12 protein-coding genes are annotated in these 14,225 nt (G+C 69.4%); 9 read left to right on the forward strand and 3 right to left on the reverse strand.

Features of this window, described 5'->3' with window-relative positions; all coding sequences use genetic code 11:
- Nucleotides 1-109: 109 nt before the first annotated feature.
- The 7 genes from BM013_RS20475 (at nucleotide 110) to BM013_RS20505 (ending at nucleotide 7,074) form a co-directional block, all read left to right on the forward strand.
- Nucleotides 110-1,111, forward strand: a complete 1,002-nt coding sequence (locus BM013_RS20475) for an ABC transporter substrate-binding protein (protein WP_093129470.1) — start codon at nucleotides 110-112, stop codon at nucleotides 1,109-1,111.
- A gap of 47 nt (nucleotides 1,112-1,158) precedes the next feature.
- The gene (locus BM013_RS20480) at nucleotides 1,159-2,277 is read left to right on the forward strand and encodes an LLM class flavin-dependent oxidoreductase (protein WP_093129471.1); all 1,119 of its coding nucleotides are present in this window, start codon (nucleotides 1,159-1,161) and stop codon (nucleotides 2,275-2,277) included.
- Between the two features lie 152 nt (nucleotides 2,278-2,429).
- Nucleotides 2,430-3,248, forward strand: a complete 819-nt coding sequence (locus BM013_RS20485) for a class II aldolase/adducin family protein (RefSeq protein WP_093129472.1) — start codon at nucleotides 2,430-2,432, stop codon at nucleotides 3,246-3,248.
- On the forward strand, nucleotides 3,245-4,246 hold the full coding sequence (locus tag BM013_RS20490; RefSeq protein ID WP_093129473.1) for an ABC transporter substrate-binding protein: 1,002 nt from the start codon (nucleotides 3,245-3,247) through the stop codon (nucleotides 4,244-4,246). The genes BM013_RS20485 and BM013_RS20490 overlap by 4 nt, the downstream gene beginning before the upstream one ends.
- Before the next feature lie 14 nt (nucleotides 4,247-4,260).
- Nucleotides 4,261-5,217, forward strand: coding sequence for an ABC transporter substrate-binding protein (locus tag BM013_RS20495; RefSeq protein ID WP_093129474.1), 957 nt, complete (start codon nucleotides 4,261-4,263; stop codon nucleotides 5,215-5,217).
- Between the two features lie 83 nt (nucleotides 5,218-5,300).
- On the forward strand, nucleotides 5,301-6,005 hold the full coding sequence (locus BM013_RS20500; RefSeq protein ID WP_093129475.1) for a fumarylacetoacetate hydrolase family protein: 705 nt from the start codon (nucleotides 5,301-5,303) through the stop codon (nucleotides 6,003-6,005).
- A gap of 151 nt (nucleotides 6,006-6,156) precedes the next feature.
- A complete protein-coding gene (locus BM013_RS20505; protein WP_093129476.1) occupies nucleotides 6,157-7,074 on the forward strand; it encodes a helix-turn-helix transcriptional regulator in 918 nt (305 codons plus the stop codon).
- Here BM013_RS20505 and BM013_RS20510 read toward each other — a convergent pair whose 3' ends face one another.
- Together BM013_RS20510 and BM013_RS20515 are read right to left on the reverse strand one after the other, a co-directional pair.
- Nucleotides 7,075-8,418 (reverse strand): sigma-54-dependent transcriptional regulator, encoded by a 1,344-nt coding sequence (locus BM013_RS20510; protein WP_256221575.1) that lies wholly within the window; start codon nucleotides 8,416-8,418, stop codon nucleotides 7,075-7,077.
- Nucleotides 8,419-8,441: 23 nt separating this feature from the next.
- Nucleotides 8,442-10,286 carry a sensor histidine kinase gene (locus BM013_RS20515; protein ID WP_093129478.1) on the reverse strand — a complete coding sequence of 615 codons (1,845 nt, stop codon included), beginning with the start codon at nucleotides 10,284-10,286 and terminating at the stop codon, nucleotides 8,442-8,444.
- A gap of 332 nt (nucleotides 10,287-10,618) precedes the next feature.
- On the opposite strand from BM013_RS20515, the gene BM013_RS20520 reads away from it, so the two are divergent.
- A complete protein-coding gene (locus BM013_RS20520) occupies nucleotides 10,619-11,164 on the forward strand; it encodes a DUF4166 domain-containing protein (RefSeq protein ID WP_256221576.1) in 546 nt (181 codons plus the stop codon).
- Nucleotides 11,161-12,678: a TIGR01777 family oxidoreductase gene (locus BM013_RS20525; RefSeq protein ID WP_093129480.1), complete on the forward strand. Its 1,518-nt coding sequence runs from the start codon at nucleotides 11,161-11,163 to the stop codon at nucleotides 12,676-12,678. The genes BM013_RS20520 and BM013_RS20525 overlap by 4 nt, the downstream gene beginning before the upstream one ends.
- On the opposite strand, the gene BM013_RS20530 is transcribed toward BM013_RS20525, so the two are convergent.
- Complete coding sequence (locus tag BM013_RS20530; RefSeq protein WP_093129481.1) at nucleotides 12,667-14,163, reverse strand: MocR-like pyridoxine biosynthesis transcription factor PdxR; 1,497 nt, start codon at nucleotides 14,161-14,163, stop codon at nucleotides 12,667-12,669. The two genes, BM013_RS20525 and BM013_RS20530, sit on opposite strands and share 12 nt — an antisense overlap.
- Between the last annotated feature and the right edge of the window lie 62 nt (nucleotides 14,164-14,225).

Consider the following 14,225-nt stretch of genomic DNA (forward strand, 5'->3'; position numbering starts at 1 on the left):
GTGCCTGCACGGTAGCGGGCGGCCTCGCGCCGGAAAACGATGCATCCCGCATATGCAAACTCGTTTTTCTGCGTTCGCCTGCGGCCCCCGTCTCGGTACGGTTCGGTCTATGAAACCAGATTTCCCCTTGGACCGGCGACGCCTGCTGCAAGCCGCCGCGGCACTCGCCGCCACCGGCACCGCCGCGTGGTCGCAGGCCGCCGCGCCTTCGCGCGACCTGTCGGGCGTCACGCTGCGCGTGGGCACCTACAAGGGCCTGTGGCGGCCGCTGCTCACGGCCTCGGGGCAGGCCGGCACGCCCTACAAGATCGACTGGCGCGAGCTGAACAACGGCGTGCTGCACATCGAGGCCATCAACGGCGACGCGCTCGACCTGGGCTCGGGCAGCGAGATCCCGCCGGTGTTCGCTGCGCGCCAGAAGTCCAGCGTGAAGCTGGTGGCCGTGACGCATGAGGACCTGAACAACCAGGCCACGCTGGCGCGCAAGGACGCGCCCATCCGCACCATTGCCGACCTCAAGGGCAAGCGCGTGGGCTACGTGCGCGCCACCACCTCGCATTACTACCTGGCCAGGCAGCTGGCCGAAGCGGGCCTGTCGTTCAGCGACATCCAGGCCGTGAGCCTCACGCCGTCGGACGGCCTCTCGGCCTTCGCGCGCGGCGACCTCGATGCCTGGGCCATCTACGGCTACAACGGCCAGCTGGCGCGCACCCAGTACGGCGCGCGCACCATCAAGACCGGCGTGGGCTACCTGTCGGGCAACTTCCCCATCTACGCCAACCCGCGCGCGCTCGACGACAGCCTGCGCCGCGCCGCACTGGCCGACCTGCTGCAGCGCCTGCAGCGCGCCTTCGCCTGGATCAACGGCAACTTCCTGGCCTACGCCCGTGCGCAGTCGGCGGAAACGCGCGTGCCCGTCGGCGACATCGTCGAGCTCTTCAACGGCCGCAGTGGCGACTACAGCCTGGGCCCGGTGAGCGACGCGGTCGTGCGCAGCCACCAGGAGGTGGCCGACACCTTTCTGAAGATCGGCGTGCTCGACGGGCCCGCCGATGTGAAGCCCCTGTGGGACCGCAGCTTCGAGAACGTGCTGCGCCTGCCGGCCGCTTGATTCGCCTGATACGCCAGACCCACCTCCCACTCGAAAAGGACAACACCATGAGCCAGCAACAACCGGACGGCGTCGAATTCATCGGCATGATCCAGGGCCAGAAGGTCTCGGAGATCCACGCGGCCAAGGGCCCCTCGCTCGACCGCGACTACGTGCGCGCCTTCGCGCAGGCCCACGAGCAGGCCGGTTTCGACCGCGTGCTGGTGCCGCACCATTCGACCAGCCCCGACGCCACCCTCACCGTGGCCTACGCCGCCTCGGTGACCGAGCGCATCCACTTCATGCTGGCGCACCGCCCCGGCTTCGTGGCGCCCACGCTGGCCGCGCGGCAGTTCGCCTCGCTCGACCAGTTCAGCGGCGGGCGTCTTGGCGTGCACTACATCTCGGGCGGCTCCGACGAAGAGCAGCGCCGCGACGGCGACTGGCTCGGCCACGACCAGCGCTATGCCCGAACCGACGAATACCTCGAGGTGCTGCACAAGGTGTGGACGGCCGAGAAGCCGTTCGACCACGAGGGCGCGCACTACCGGTTCCAGAACGCGTTCTCCGAGGTGAAGCCGCTGCAGACGCGCAACGGCAAGCCGCATGTGCCGGTGTACTTCGGCGGTGCTTCCGAGGCCGCGATTCCCGTGGCGGGCAAGTACGCCGATGTGTATGCGCTGTGGGGCGAGTCGCTCGACCAGGCGCGCGAGCTCACCACGCGCGTGCGCGCCGAGGCGGCCAGGCATGGGCGCAGCGTGCGCTTCTCGGTGTCGTTCCGCCCGATCGTGGCGCAGACCGAGGAAGCCGCGTGGGCGCGTGCCGAAAGCATCCTCGCGGAGACCAAGCGCCTGCGCGTGGTGCAGGGCTACAACCGCGGCGGCCCGCAGCAAAGCGAAGGCGCCAAGCGCCTGCTGGCCGCGGCCGACAAGGGCCCGCGCGTGGACAAGCGCCTGTGGACCGCGGTGGCGCAGGAGATCGGCGGGCGCTCGAACAGCACCGCGCTGGTCGGCACGCCCGAGCAGGTGGCCGATGCGCTGCTCGACTACTACGACCTGGGCGTGACGACTTTCCTGATTCGTGGCTTCGATCCGCTGGAGGACGCGCTGGACTACGGGCGCGAGCTGATTCCGCGCACGCGCGAGTTGGTGGCGCAACGCGCGGCCTCCGTGCGCAAAGCCGCCTGACCCCGTCTTTCTCCCTCCCCTCCCGGGGCAGGGCGGGGGTGGGGGCTGACGGCCTCCAGCACCGTCATGGCCCTGAAGCCGTCGTGCCCCCATCCCCGCCTTCCCCCGGAAGGGGAAGGAGCAACACCGAATACCGAACAACCGGAGTCCCCATGAGTGCCGTTCTTTCCATCGACCGCCACGCGTCGTTGAAGCTCAACCCGAACCCCCAGCAGAAGTTCTGGTTCGACCCCGTCCCGCCGCGCCCGACCGTGCAGGCCGAGCGCCGCCACCGCCAGGAGCGCCTGGCCGGTGCCTTCCGCCTGTTCGCGCGCTTCGGCTTCGCGCAGGGGCTGGCCGGCCACATCACCGCGCGCGACCCCGAGCTCACCGATCACTTCTGGGTCAACCCGCTCGGCATTCATTTCTCGCGCATCAAGGTCTCCGACCTGCTGCTCGTGAACGCCAAGGGCGAGACCGTCATCGGCGACAGGCCGCTCAACAAGGCCGCGTTCGCGATCCACGCGGCGATCCACGAGCACAACCCGAAGATCGTTGCCGCCGCCCACACGCACTCGACCTACGGCAAGGCCTGGTCCACGCTGGGCCGCAAGCTCGACACGCTCACGCAGGACGCCTGCGTGTTCCACGGCGACGTGGCGCTGTTCGACGACTTCACCGGCATGGTGGTCGACAACAGCGAGGGCGACCGCATCGCGCAGGCACTCGGCGACAAGAAGGGCGCCATCCTCAAGAACCACGGCATCCTGACGGCCGGCCCCACGGTGGAAGCCGCCGCCTGGTGGTACATCGCGCTGGACAACGCCTGCCACACGCAGTTGCTGGCCGAAGCCGCCGGCAAGCCGCAACCCATCGACGAAGAAACCGCGCGCCACACGCACGGCCAGATCGGCGGACCCGAAGGCGCCATCCATTCCTTCGACAGCCTCTACGAAGGCCTGGTCGAGGCCGAACCCGAGCTGCTGCTGTGAACCGACCCTTCTCCCGGCGCAGCGTGCTGCGCGCAGGCGGCGCCGCCGCCGTGGTCGCCTCGGGTGGCCTGATCGCGTCGCAGGCCTTCTCGCAGTCGTCGCGCAAGCTCACCTTCGCCTGGAACGCCGCGGCGTTCTGCCTGTCGCCCGTGGTGGTTGCGCAGGAGCGCGGCTACTTCGAGCGCAACGGGCTGCAGGTGGAGCTCATCAACTACACGGGGTCGACCGACCAGCTGCTGGAGTCGCTGGCCACCGCCAAGGCCGATGCGGCCGTGGGCATGATCCACCGCTGGCTCAAGCCGCTGGAGTCGGGCTTCGACGTGAAGATCGTCGGCAGCTCGCACGGGGGCTGCGTGCGGCTCGTGGGCGCGAAGAGCGCGGGCGTCACCAACCTGGCGAGCCTGAAGGGCAAGACCATCGGCGTGTCGGACATCACGAGCCCGGGCAAGAACTTCTTCTCGATCCTGCTCGCCAAGAACGGCATCGACGCCGACAAGGACGTCACCTGGCGCCAGTACCCGGCCGACCTGCTCGACATTGCGGTGAAGAAGGGCGAGATCCAGGCCATTGCCGACGGCGACCCGAACATCTACCTGATCGAGAAGCGCAACCAGGGTGTCTACGTCGAGGTGGCGAGCAACCTCACCGGCGAATACAAGGACAAGGTCTGCTGCATCGTCGGCGCGCGCGGCGAGCTCGTGCGCAAGGACAAGGCCACCGTCGCCTCGCTGGTGCGCGCCATTGCGCAGGCCTCCGACTACGTGGCCGAGAACCCGAACGAGTCGGCCAGGCTGTTCGCCAGGTACTCGCCCAACGTGCCGGTCGAAGACCTGCGCGCCTTGCTCGGCACGCTCACGCACAACCACCACCCGCTGGGCAAGAGCCTGCGCGACGAGGTCGAGTTCTACGCGCGCGACTTCCGCGGCGTGGGCGTGCTCAAGAAGAGCACCGACCCGGCGCGGTTCGCCGAACACGTGTCCTTCGATCCCCTGGCATGAACCACAAGAATTCCATGACGCTCCATCGTTCACGCCGCCGGTTTCTCGTCCAGGGCGCTTCGGTCGCCGCCGCCGTCGCGCTGCCGGGCGCGGTTGCCGCACAGGGCCGGCCGGTGCTCAAGGCCGGTGACCAGAAGGGCGGCCTGCGCGCGCTGCTCGAAGCCGCGGGCGGGCTCGAAGGCCTGGGCTACGACATCCAGTGGTCGGAGTTTCCGGCCGCTGCGCCGCTGGCCGAGGCGCTCAATGCCGCCGCGGTCGACTCAGGCCCCATCGGCGACGCACCGCTCATCTTCGCGCTGGCCGCGGGCACGCGCGTGAAGGCCATCGGCGCGAACCGCTCCGACTCCTACGGCACCGCGGTGCTGGTGCGGCCCGACTCACCGCTGAAGACCGCCGCCGACCTCAAGGGCAAGAGCATCGCGACGAACCGGGGCTCCATCGGCCACTACGTCACGCTCAAGGCCATCACCACGGCGGGCCTCAAGCCCGAGGACGTGAACATCCGCTTCCTGGCCCCGGCCGACGCCAAGCTCGCGCTCACGCAGGGCTCGGTCGACGCCTGGGCCACCTGGGAGCCTTACACCGCGCTGGCCGAGGTCAGCCACCATGCGCGCGTGCTGGCCAGCGGGCGCGGCCTGCTGCCGGGGCTGAGCTACCTCGCGGCAACCGACGGCGCCATCGCGGCCAAGCGGCCGGTGCTGCAAGACTTCCTGCAGCGCGTGGTGAAGGCGCAGCTCTGGTCGTACCGCAACGTCGACGCCTACTCGGCCGCGCTGGCACGCATCATCGGCATTCCGCCCGAGGCGGCCAGGCTGCAGTTCGAGCGCCGCCAGCAGAAGTGGGTGGCCATCGACGCGCAGGTCATTGCCGACCAGCAGGGCACGGCCGACTTCTACCGGCAGGTCGGGCTCATCAAGCAGCCGCTGGATGTGAAGGGCACCTTCGACACCGGCTTCGGCGTGGCTGGATGACGGTGCGCCGAAAACGTAGCTGAGTCCAAGACTCGCGTAGATGCGTCCGCCGGGCGCGGGGTGGCGCTGGCTAAAGTCGTTGCATGACTACCGCCGACGCCACCACCTACGCCATTTCGCCTGCACCCGTTCACTCTCTCCCCATCCAGGGCGAACGCGCGCGCTTCCCGGTCAACCGCATCTTCTGCGTGGGCCGCAACTACTCCGAGCACGCGCGCGAGATGGGCCACAACCCCGACCGCGAACCGCCGTTCTTCTTCATGAAGCCGGCCAACGCCATCGTGGCCGACGGCGGCGAATTCGCCTACCCCACGCTGTCGAGCGACGTGCACCACGAGATCGAGCTCGTGGTCGCGCTGAAGACCGGCGGCGCGAACATCGCCGCACCAGACGCGCTTGCACACGTCTACGGCTACGCCGTCGGCCTCGACATGACGCGCCGCGACCTGCAGGGCGAGGCCAAGAAGATGGGCCGCCCCTGGGACACCGGCAAGGCCTTCGACGGCTCCGCTCCCTGCGGCGAGGTGGTGCCCGTGGCCAAGGCCGGCCACCCGGCCGCCGGCGAGATCCGCCTCGAGGTGAACGGCGCGCAACGCCAGGTCGGCGACCTCGCCGACATGATCTGGAACGTGCCCGACACCATCGCCTACCTGTCGACGCTGTTCACGCTGCAGCCCGGCGACCTGATCTTCACCGGCACGCCGGCCGGCGTGGCGGCCGTGCAGCGAGGCGACCGCATGCGCGGCACCGTGGCGGGCGTGGGCGCGCTCGAGGTCGTGGTCGTCTGAGCCTGAAGGGCGCCCGCGCGGCGGACCTGCCGGGCTTCGCTGGGGCACGCGATGCCACCGCACCACGGCACGCCACGCCAAGGCATGCGACGCGGGGCCGCGCAAGTTGGCGTACCCTCGCGGGCAGACGCCAGCCGACCCGACCGCCCCGATGCGCCCCTCTCCCTCCACGTCCGTTCGCACCTACGGCATGCACGAGCGTGCCGACCACCTCGACTTCGACATCCGCTTCCAGGGTGCGCGCAACGAGCTCACGCTGCCGCACCGGCATGCGTATTTCCAGATCCAGATCGGCATCGAGGGCAGCTCGCAGCAGGCCATCGGCGGTGAGGTGCGGCCCTTCGGCCCGCGCCATCTGAGCTTCGTGCTGCCGTACCGGGTGCACGTCATTCCGCACCCGCCCGACGCGCTGTACTGCATCGTCAACTTCGACCAGCGCTTCCTGTGGCCCGAGCTCGAGGTCGATGCGCTCGACCTCGACGACGTGTCGCTCGCGCGTTATCCCGACCTCGCGCCTTTCCTGTTCCAGGAGTACGTCGACTTCGCCTTCGACGAGGCCGACTTCGCGCGTGTGCGCGGCTGGCTCGACGAGCTGCACGGGCTGAACACCGGCCGCAACTTCGGCGCCAAGATCGCGATGCGCGGCATCGTGCAGCAGATCATCGGGCTGGCCTGCATGCGCCAGGAGCAGGCGCTGATGCGGCTTTCGCTGCAGCACAACGGCAAGACCTCGCAGCGCGACGCGTTGCAGCGCGTGGTGCGCTACGTGCGCGACAACCTCGACAAGCCGCTGTCGTTGACGGATGCGGCGGCCGCCGCGTTTCTCTCGCCCAACTACCTGGCGAACCTGCTGCGCAAGGAGACCGACCGCACGTTCACCGACCTGGTGACCGAGCGGCGCATCGAGCGGGCGAAAGAGCTGTTGTCCTCGACCTCGCTGCTGGTGCGGGAGATTGCGCACCAGTGCGGGTTCACGGACGAGGCGTATTTCAATCGGCGGTTTCGGCAGTGGGTGGGGAGCACGCCGAGAAACTTCCGGCGCGAGCATGTGGTGAACGCACGCGGCTAGCTAGCGCAAGCCGAGGCGAATCAGTTTCTTGATCAGCCCGACCCGGGAAATTCCAAGTCGGCGCGCCGCCTCCGATTGATTGCCGCTTGTTGCCACCATCGTGTCCCGCACCAGCCGCAGCTCCAGTTCGTTCATTGCCGAGTCGAGAAGACCCGTGCCGGCCGCCGACAGGGCCGCCTCCGGCCGTAAGACCTCCGCGACATCGCCGCTGGCCAACCGCAAGAGGTCTGCGTCGACCTCGCGCTGCTCCGGCAACAGCAGGGCACCGGCCGATTCGACGACGGCCTTCAGCTCGCGCACGTTGCCGGGCCATTCACGCGCCGTGAGCCAGGCCAGGGCGCCCGCGGACAGGCCGGCACCCGGCGCCACGCGGTGCAGGAAGCGCGTGGCCAGAAGAGGAATGTCCGCCGGCCGTTCGGCCACCGCGGGGGTGCGCAGCACCACGCCTTTCAGGCGATAGAAAAGATCTTCTCGAAACGTTCCTTCGCGCACCATGGCTTCGAGGTCGCGGTGCGTCGCCGCGACGACGCGCGTTTCGGCGTGCTTCTGCGTCCTGCCGCCGACCGGCACGAAGGCTCCTTCCTGCAGGAAGCGCAGCAACTTGACCTGCATGGGCGGCGGCATTTCGCCGACCTCGTCGAGAAACAGCGTGCCGCCATGCGCGGCCTCCACCAGGCCTGGCTGGTCGCGGTAGGCACCGGTGAAGCTGCCCTTCACGTGGCCGAACAGCTCGCTTTCCAGCAGCTCTGCCGAAAGTGCCCCGCAATGGATGGCGACAAAGGGCCCGGCACTGCGCGCGCTGCATGCGTGAAGCGCGCGCGCGACCAGTTCCTTGCCGGTGCCGGTCGGGCCCAGCACGAGCACGCTGACGGCCGTGCGCGCCACGCGGCGTACCAGCGTGCGCAACTGCGCGGTGGCGGGCGCCTGGCCGACCATGCCGAGGTCGTCGGTGGCCTGGTCCGCGCGCAGTGCCAGGAGTTCGGCATCCAGGCGCGCCTTTCGCAATGCGCGGGCCACCACGAAGCGCAGCATGTCAGGATCGATCGGCTTGGTCAGGAAGTCCCAGGCGCCCAGCTCGGTCGCACGCAGCGCGAGCTCGTGTTCGCCATGCCCCGTGAGCACGATCACCGGTACGTGCGAAAAACGCGGTATCAGCTCCAGGCCGATCTCGGGGTCCATGTGCGGTGGCATGGCCAGGTCGAGCAGCACCAGCTCGGGCCGCTGCTTGTCGAAGGCCGCCAGCGCCTGCTCCCCGTCGCCGGCAAGCGTGACCTCGTGGCCGATGTCGCGCAGGAACGCGCCGCCCAGCCGCTGGAACGCCGCCTCGTCGTCGACGAGCAGCACGCGACCGGTTTCAGAAATGTCGTTCATGGTGTCAGGGGAAAACTCAGCGTGAAGCAGGTGCGCCAGGGTGGGCGGGCGCCCAGGGCGACCGAGCCGCCATGGGCGTTCATGATGCGTGCGACGATCGCCAGGCCAAGGCCGGTGCCGCCAGCACTGCGCGAGGCGAAGGGCTCGAACAGGCGCTCGCGGATCTCCGCCGGTACACCCGGGCCGTTGTCGCAGACGTGCAGCAGCAGCGTGCGGTCGACCGTCTCGGCGTCGATGTGGACGCGGCTGTCCTTGTCCTGTCTTGCCAGGTTGGCTTCGCCCGATGCCCCGGCGTCGACAGCGGTGCGCGCATTCTCGAAAAGGTTGGTGAGCGCCTGCTCGACGCGCCGCGCGTCGGCGTTCACCATCAGCTCACGCTCGAGGCCGGCGCCAAGGCTCACGTCGGGCAGCCGCATGGCGCATGCGCGCACCAGCGCCGCGATGTCGAGTTGCGTGGTCGCGAGCTTCCATGGCTTGGCGTAGTCCAGCAGGTCGCGGGTCAGGTGCGAGATGCGTGCCACCTGGTCGGCGACCTCCCGGCGGGTTTCGCTTGGCGCGCCGGCGACGGCCATGGCGATGATGTTCAGCGGGTTTCGGATGTCGTGCGCCACCGTTGCCGCCAGCGAACCGAGTTCGGCCAGCCGCGCTTGCAACTGGCGTTCGCGCTCGCGTGCGGCGCTCTGCTGCAGTTGCTCGACGCGCGCGGCCGAGTCCGACACGACCGTGCCGAACAGTTCCGCTACCTGGCGCAGCCCCGGCGGCGCGGCCTCCCAGCCCTCGAGCACCGCGCTCCAGCCTTCGCCTTCACTCTCGCTCCCGTCGTCACGTGAGCAGACCAGGCGAGGGACGCCGTGGCTTGCTGGAAGCGGATCGCCGACGCGGACCTCTACCTGCGTTCCGATGCGTTCGCTGAGCAGCGCGGAGGCTTGCAGTGCCAGCGCTTGCGGTGTTTCGGCCGACTGCAATACACGGCGCCAGTTGCCAAGGTCTGCCACCGAGACCTCGCCGCCGGGGTAGATCAACCGTTCCGCGAACTGGCGCACCGGTCCGTTCAGCGCGAGGCAACTGGCCGCGACTGCAAGGCCGCCGACCCAGCGCGATTCGATGGGCAGCAGCGGCGTCAACGCCACGATGGCGGCGCCCAGGGCGAGCAACAGCGCCCAGACCAGCGCACGGCGTGCCCATGCGTTGGCGACGAAGACGCCATAGCGCAGGATGCCGTAGACCAGGATCAGCGGGTAGAACGGCAGTCCCAGCAATGGAAACGGATAGACCGGCAAGTCGAGCACGGCAATCCCGTAGCCGGTGAGGCACAGCATGCCCCAGAGGCACGAGGCGGTGACGGCGGCAATCTGGCTGAATGCCGGCCGGCGCGCACGTGCCAGCGCGGTGAGAAGCACGCAGACGCCAGCGATGCCAAGGACGACCCACGCCATGCTCGCCGCAAAACCGACCGGGCCGGCCACCGCCAGCCAGCCGATGTCGCGGTGTTCGACGATGTAGCCGGGCGTGAAGACCATTGCCGCGAGCGAGGCCCCGGCGCCGAGCGCATAGGCGCACGTGATCCCGATGCGGCCGATGTCGACACGACAGAACACGGTGCAGAAATGGAAGAAGAACGACGAGGTCAGCGGTGCCGTGGCCAGCAGCAACATCATTGCGTGCTCGGCGCCGGGGCCGAACCAGTTGGGCAGCTCGTTGCCCGTGATCCAGATCGAGATGCCGGTCAGGAACGCGGCCAGCAAACGGGCGCCATTGACGCGATCCGCCCACACCAGCAACACGCCGCTGAGGGCCAGCGTTTCGAACAAGGCGAAGGCGAGAACGACGTGGATCAGCATCGGGGCAAAGGGGGGCTGTAAGAAGGCGGAGGCACAAGCTTGCCTGTCAACGAAGTTGACGATTCAGGCTCGGCGAACTGTATCCGAAGTATGCAGGTCAGAACACAATTTTCAATTGAATCAATGACTTATGAGGTGCGCCTGGCTTGGCTCGGTTTTCGCAATAAGGAGTTCATCAGCCACTCCGACAAGCCGCCATGTTTGCCCTGTCGTCTCTCTTTTCTTCGCGCCCGCGCCGCTCCTCCACGCGCAGCGCCGCGCCGCCGGACCTCCCCGCGCTGGACCTTCCGGCGTTGGTGGGTGCCGCCGGGTGGGCCCGGTTGCCGCGCGCCGTGCAGCGCCGCTTCGGCGTCGCTCATGCGGACACCACCTACAGCGGCCGCATGGACTTGCGCTGCTCGCCCGTCGGCCGCTTTCACGCTTGGCTTGCGGGCCTTTTCGGCGGGCCCCTGACCCGTGCGAACGAGCAATCGGTCGCGACCAGCGTGCGCGTGTACGCCAATGGCCACGGCGGCGTCGTCTGGGAGCGGCGCTTCCATCGTTGCGCGGGGGGCGGTGAGCGCGTCGTTCGTTCGACCAAGGAAATCGGCACCGATGGCGGCTTGCTGGAGCGCACCGACGGCGGCCTGAGCATGTCGCTCGATGTGTTCGAGGAAGACGGCACGCTGGTCTTTCTGAGCCGCCGCTTTCATCTGATGCGGGGCCGTCTTCGCGTGGGCGTGCCGGCCTTGCTGACACCCGGCGTGTGCCGCGTGACGCACACCGACCTGGGCCACGGCCTCTTCCGTTTCACGCTGACGATGGCGCACCCGCTGTGGGGCGAGACCTTCCATCAGTCCGGCGTCTTCATCGATCCATTTTGTGAAAGTGCCTCATGACCACCGTTTTCATCCTGCTTTCGATCCAGGCTTTCCTGGGTGCCTTCGACAACCTGTGGCATCACGAACTCGAGGCCAAGCTGCCGCAGCGCGTGGCGGCGCGCCACGAACTCACGCTCCACGCCGCGCGCGAGGCGATCTACGGCGTGGTCTTCATCGGGCTGGGGTGGTTCGCCTGGGGCGGCGGCTTTGCCGTGCTTCTGGGTGCGCTGCTGGTCGTCGAGCTCTTCATCACGCTGGCCGACTTCCTGGAAGAAGACCGCACGCGTTGCCTGCCGCCGTTCGAGCGCGTGCTGCACACGCTGCTGACGATCAGCTACGGCTTGTTCATCGGTGTCTTCGCGCCGGTGCTGGCCGGTTGGTCGCGCATGCCCACGTCGATGTCGTTGACGCCGCACGGGTGGGTTTCATGGCTGTTCACTCTGTACGGGGTCGGCGTGCTGGCCTGGAGCGTGCGCAACGCGCTGGCCGTGGTGCGACTGCATCGCCTCGCGAAGCTCAGCGGCGCGCGAACGGTGCTGCAGCACGAGCGCATCGTTGCACCCGCGGTGCTGGTCACCGGTGCGACCGGCTTCGTCGGCGGTGCGCTGATGGCCGACCTGCAGCGCGAGGGACGTCGCGTGATCGTGCTGTCGCGTGACGCGAGGCAGGCGCGCGCCACGTTCGGGCCGGGCGTCTGGGTGGTCGAGAGCCTCGACGCGATTCCTTCGGAGACGCGCATCGACGCCATCGTCAACCTGGCCGGCGCCCGCGTGCTGGGCATGCCATGGACGGGCCGGCGCCGGCGCGACCTGCTCGCCAGCCGTGTAGCGGTGACCACGGCGGTGGTGGACCTCATGCGGCGACTGCAGCAGGCGCCGCGCGTGCTCGTGAGCGCGTCGGCGGTGGGCTTCTACGGCGCGTCGCCGCAGGCTTCGTTCGAGCCGCGCGACGAGGCGAGTCCGGCCCGGCCGGGCGAATTCCAGTCGGATCTTTGCTGTGCGATCGAGCACGAGGCACGTCGCGCCGAGGCCCTGGGCGTGCGCGTTGTGCGGATGCGTTTCGGCGTGGTGCTCGGCCGCGGCGATGGTGCCTATCCGATGCTTGCGCTCAGCGCGCGCCTGGGGCTCGGTGCCGTGCTTGGCTCCGGGCGCCAGCCGGCACCCTGGATTCACCTGGACGACGCCGTTGGAATGCTGCGCTTCGCAATGGCGCATGGCAGCCTGGACGGCCCGGTCAACGCCGTTGCGCCAGACACGCCGCCACAGGCGCGGTTCGCACAGGCAGTGGCGGCTTCGTTCGGCCGGCGCGTGCGGCTGCGCATGCCTGACGCGCCGCTGCGCATGCTGGCCGGCGAGATGTCGACCCTGCTGCTGGACGGGCAGAACGCCGTGCCGCGCGCCGCACTCGCGGCCGGCTACGCCTTTCGCCACGCGGGGCTCGACGAGGCGCTGGCAGACCTGGCACGAAGCCGCGATGCATTGCCGCACGAGCCATCGGCAAACGCCGGTGCTGGCCGGCCGTCAATGCGCTGATGCAGGCGGCGTGCCGTGCTGCGCCGCGCGCGCCAGCTGCGACAAGCGCTTCACCAGCGGCTCGAACAACTCCGCCGCCGTGTTCCCATACCCCAGCACCAGCCCGTTGTCCCTTTCCGTCGGCTGCATCGCAAACCCCGAGAGCGGCGACGGCGCGATGCGATGGCGCAGCGCCTCGGCCGCGATCTTCCGGTCGTCGAAGCGCGCGGGCAGCCGCACGGTCAGGTGCAGGCCGCAGTAGCCGCCGTCGATTTCGTGCGGCACCTTCAGGTGCTTGTGCAGCGCAAGGCGCAGCGCCTGCTGGCGGTCGCGGTACAGGCGGCGCATGCGGCCCAGGTGGCGGCTGAACTGGCCGCTCTCGATGAAGTCGGCCATGGCCAGCTGTTCGTAGCGGTGGCCGCCGCGCAGCATCTCCTCGAGCGGCGCCTGCACGGCCGGAACCAGTTGCCGGGGCAGCACCAGGAAACCCAGCCGCAACGAGGGAAACATCGTCTTGCTGAAGGTGCCCACGTAGAGCACGGGCGCGTCGCTCACCAGCCCCTGCATCGCGCCGATGGGCTCGCCGGTGTGGCGGAACTCGCTGTCGTAGTCGTCCTCGATGATCCATGCGCCGTGTTTGCGCGCCTGCGCGATCAGGTCGAGCCGGCGCGCGATGCTCAGCACCGCGCCCACCGGGTACTGGTGCGAGGGCGTGGCGTAGACCAGCCGGGGCGGGTGTTTCTGCCAGTCGGCCGCGCTGGCGCACAGCCCTTCGGTATCGACGCGCACGGGCACGATGCGCATGTCGCCCGCGTGCATGGCGGCCTTCACGCCGCGGTAGCCCGGGTCTTCGACCCAGCCGGTGTCGCCGGGGTTCGACAGCAGGCGCACGCACAGCGAGATGGCCTCCTGCGCGCCTTCGGCGATGACGACCTGGCCGGGCTCGCAGCGCACCCCACGCGCCACCGACAGGTGGCCAGCGATGGCCGCGCGCAACCGCGGCTCGCCCAGCGGGTCGCCGTAGCCCAGCGCGGCCGGGCCCGCGCCGCGGATGGCGCGGTCGAGCGCACCGCGCCATGCGGCGAACGGAAAGTGGGAGAGGGCGGGCACACCGGGGCGCAGCGCCGCGTCCGTCTCGGCGCGCGACGCGAGTGGCCTGATCTTCGCGAGACGCTGCGCGGTGGCCGGCGTGCCGGGCGGCCTGGCCGTGCGCTTGGCCGGCGCCGGCGACGACAGCGCGGTCACGCGCGTGCCCTGGCGGTCGGGCTGCACGTAGCCTTCGGCCGCCAGGTGCTCGTAGGTGGCGGCGACGGTGTTGCGCGAGATGCCGAGCGCCTCGGCGAGTGCGCGCGAGCCCGGCAGGCGGCTGCCCGGCGCGAGGCTGCCGTCGAGGATGGCGCGCTTGAGCCGGTCGTGGAGCTGGCGCTGCATCGAGCCCGCGTCGCGGTTCCTGTCGAGCGGGGATTCGAGCAGGGCAGTGGGGGAAAGGTCGAGGCGTGGCACCATGAAATTGTCGAGTCGTGGCGCTTTCATTGGAGCCACGTTGCGGGTACTTTACGTCCTCCGGC

It is taken from the genome of Variovorax sp. OK605 (assembly GCF_900115445.1).
Lineage (GTDB): Bacteria > Pseudomonadota > Gammaproteobacteria > Burkholderiales > Burkholderiaceae_C > Variovorax.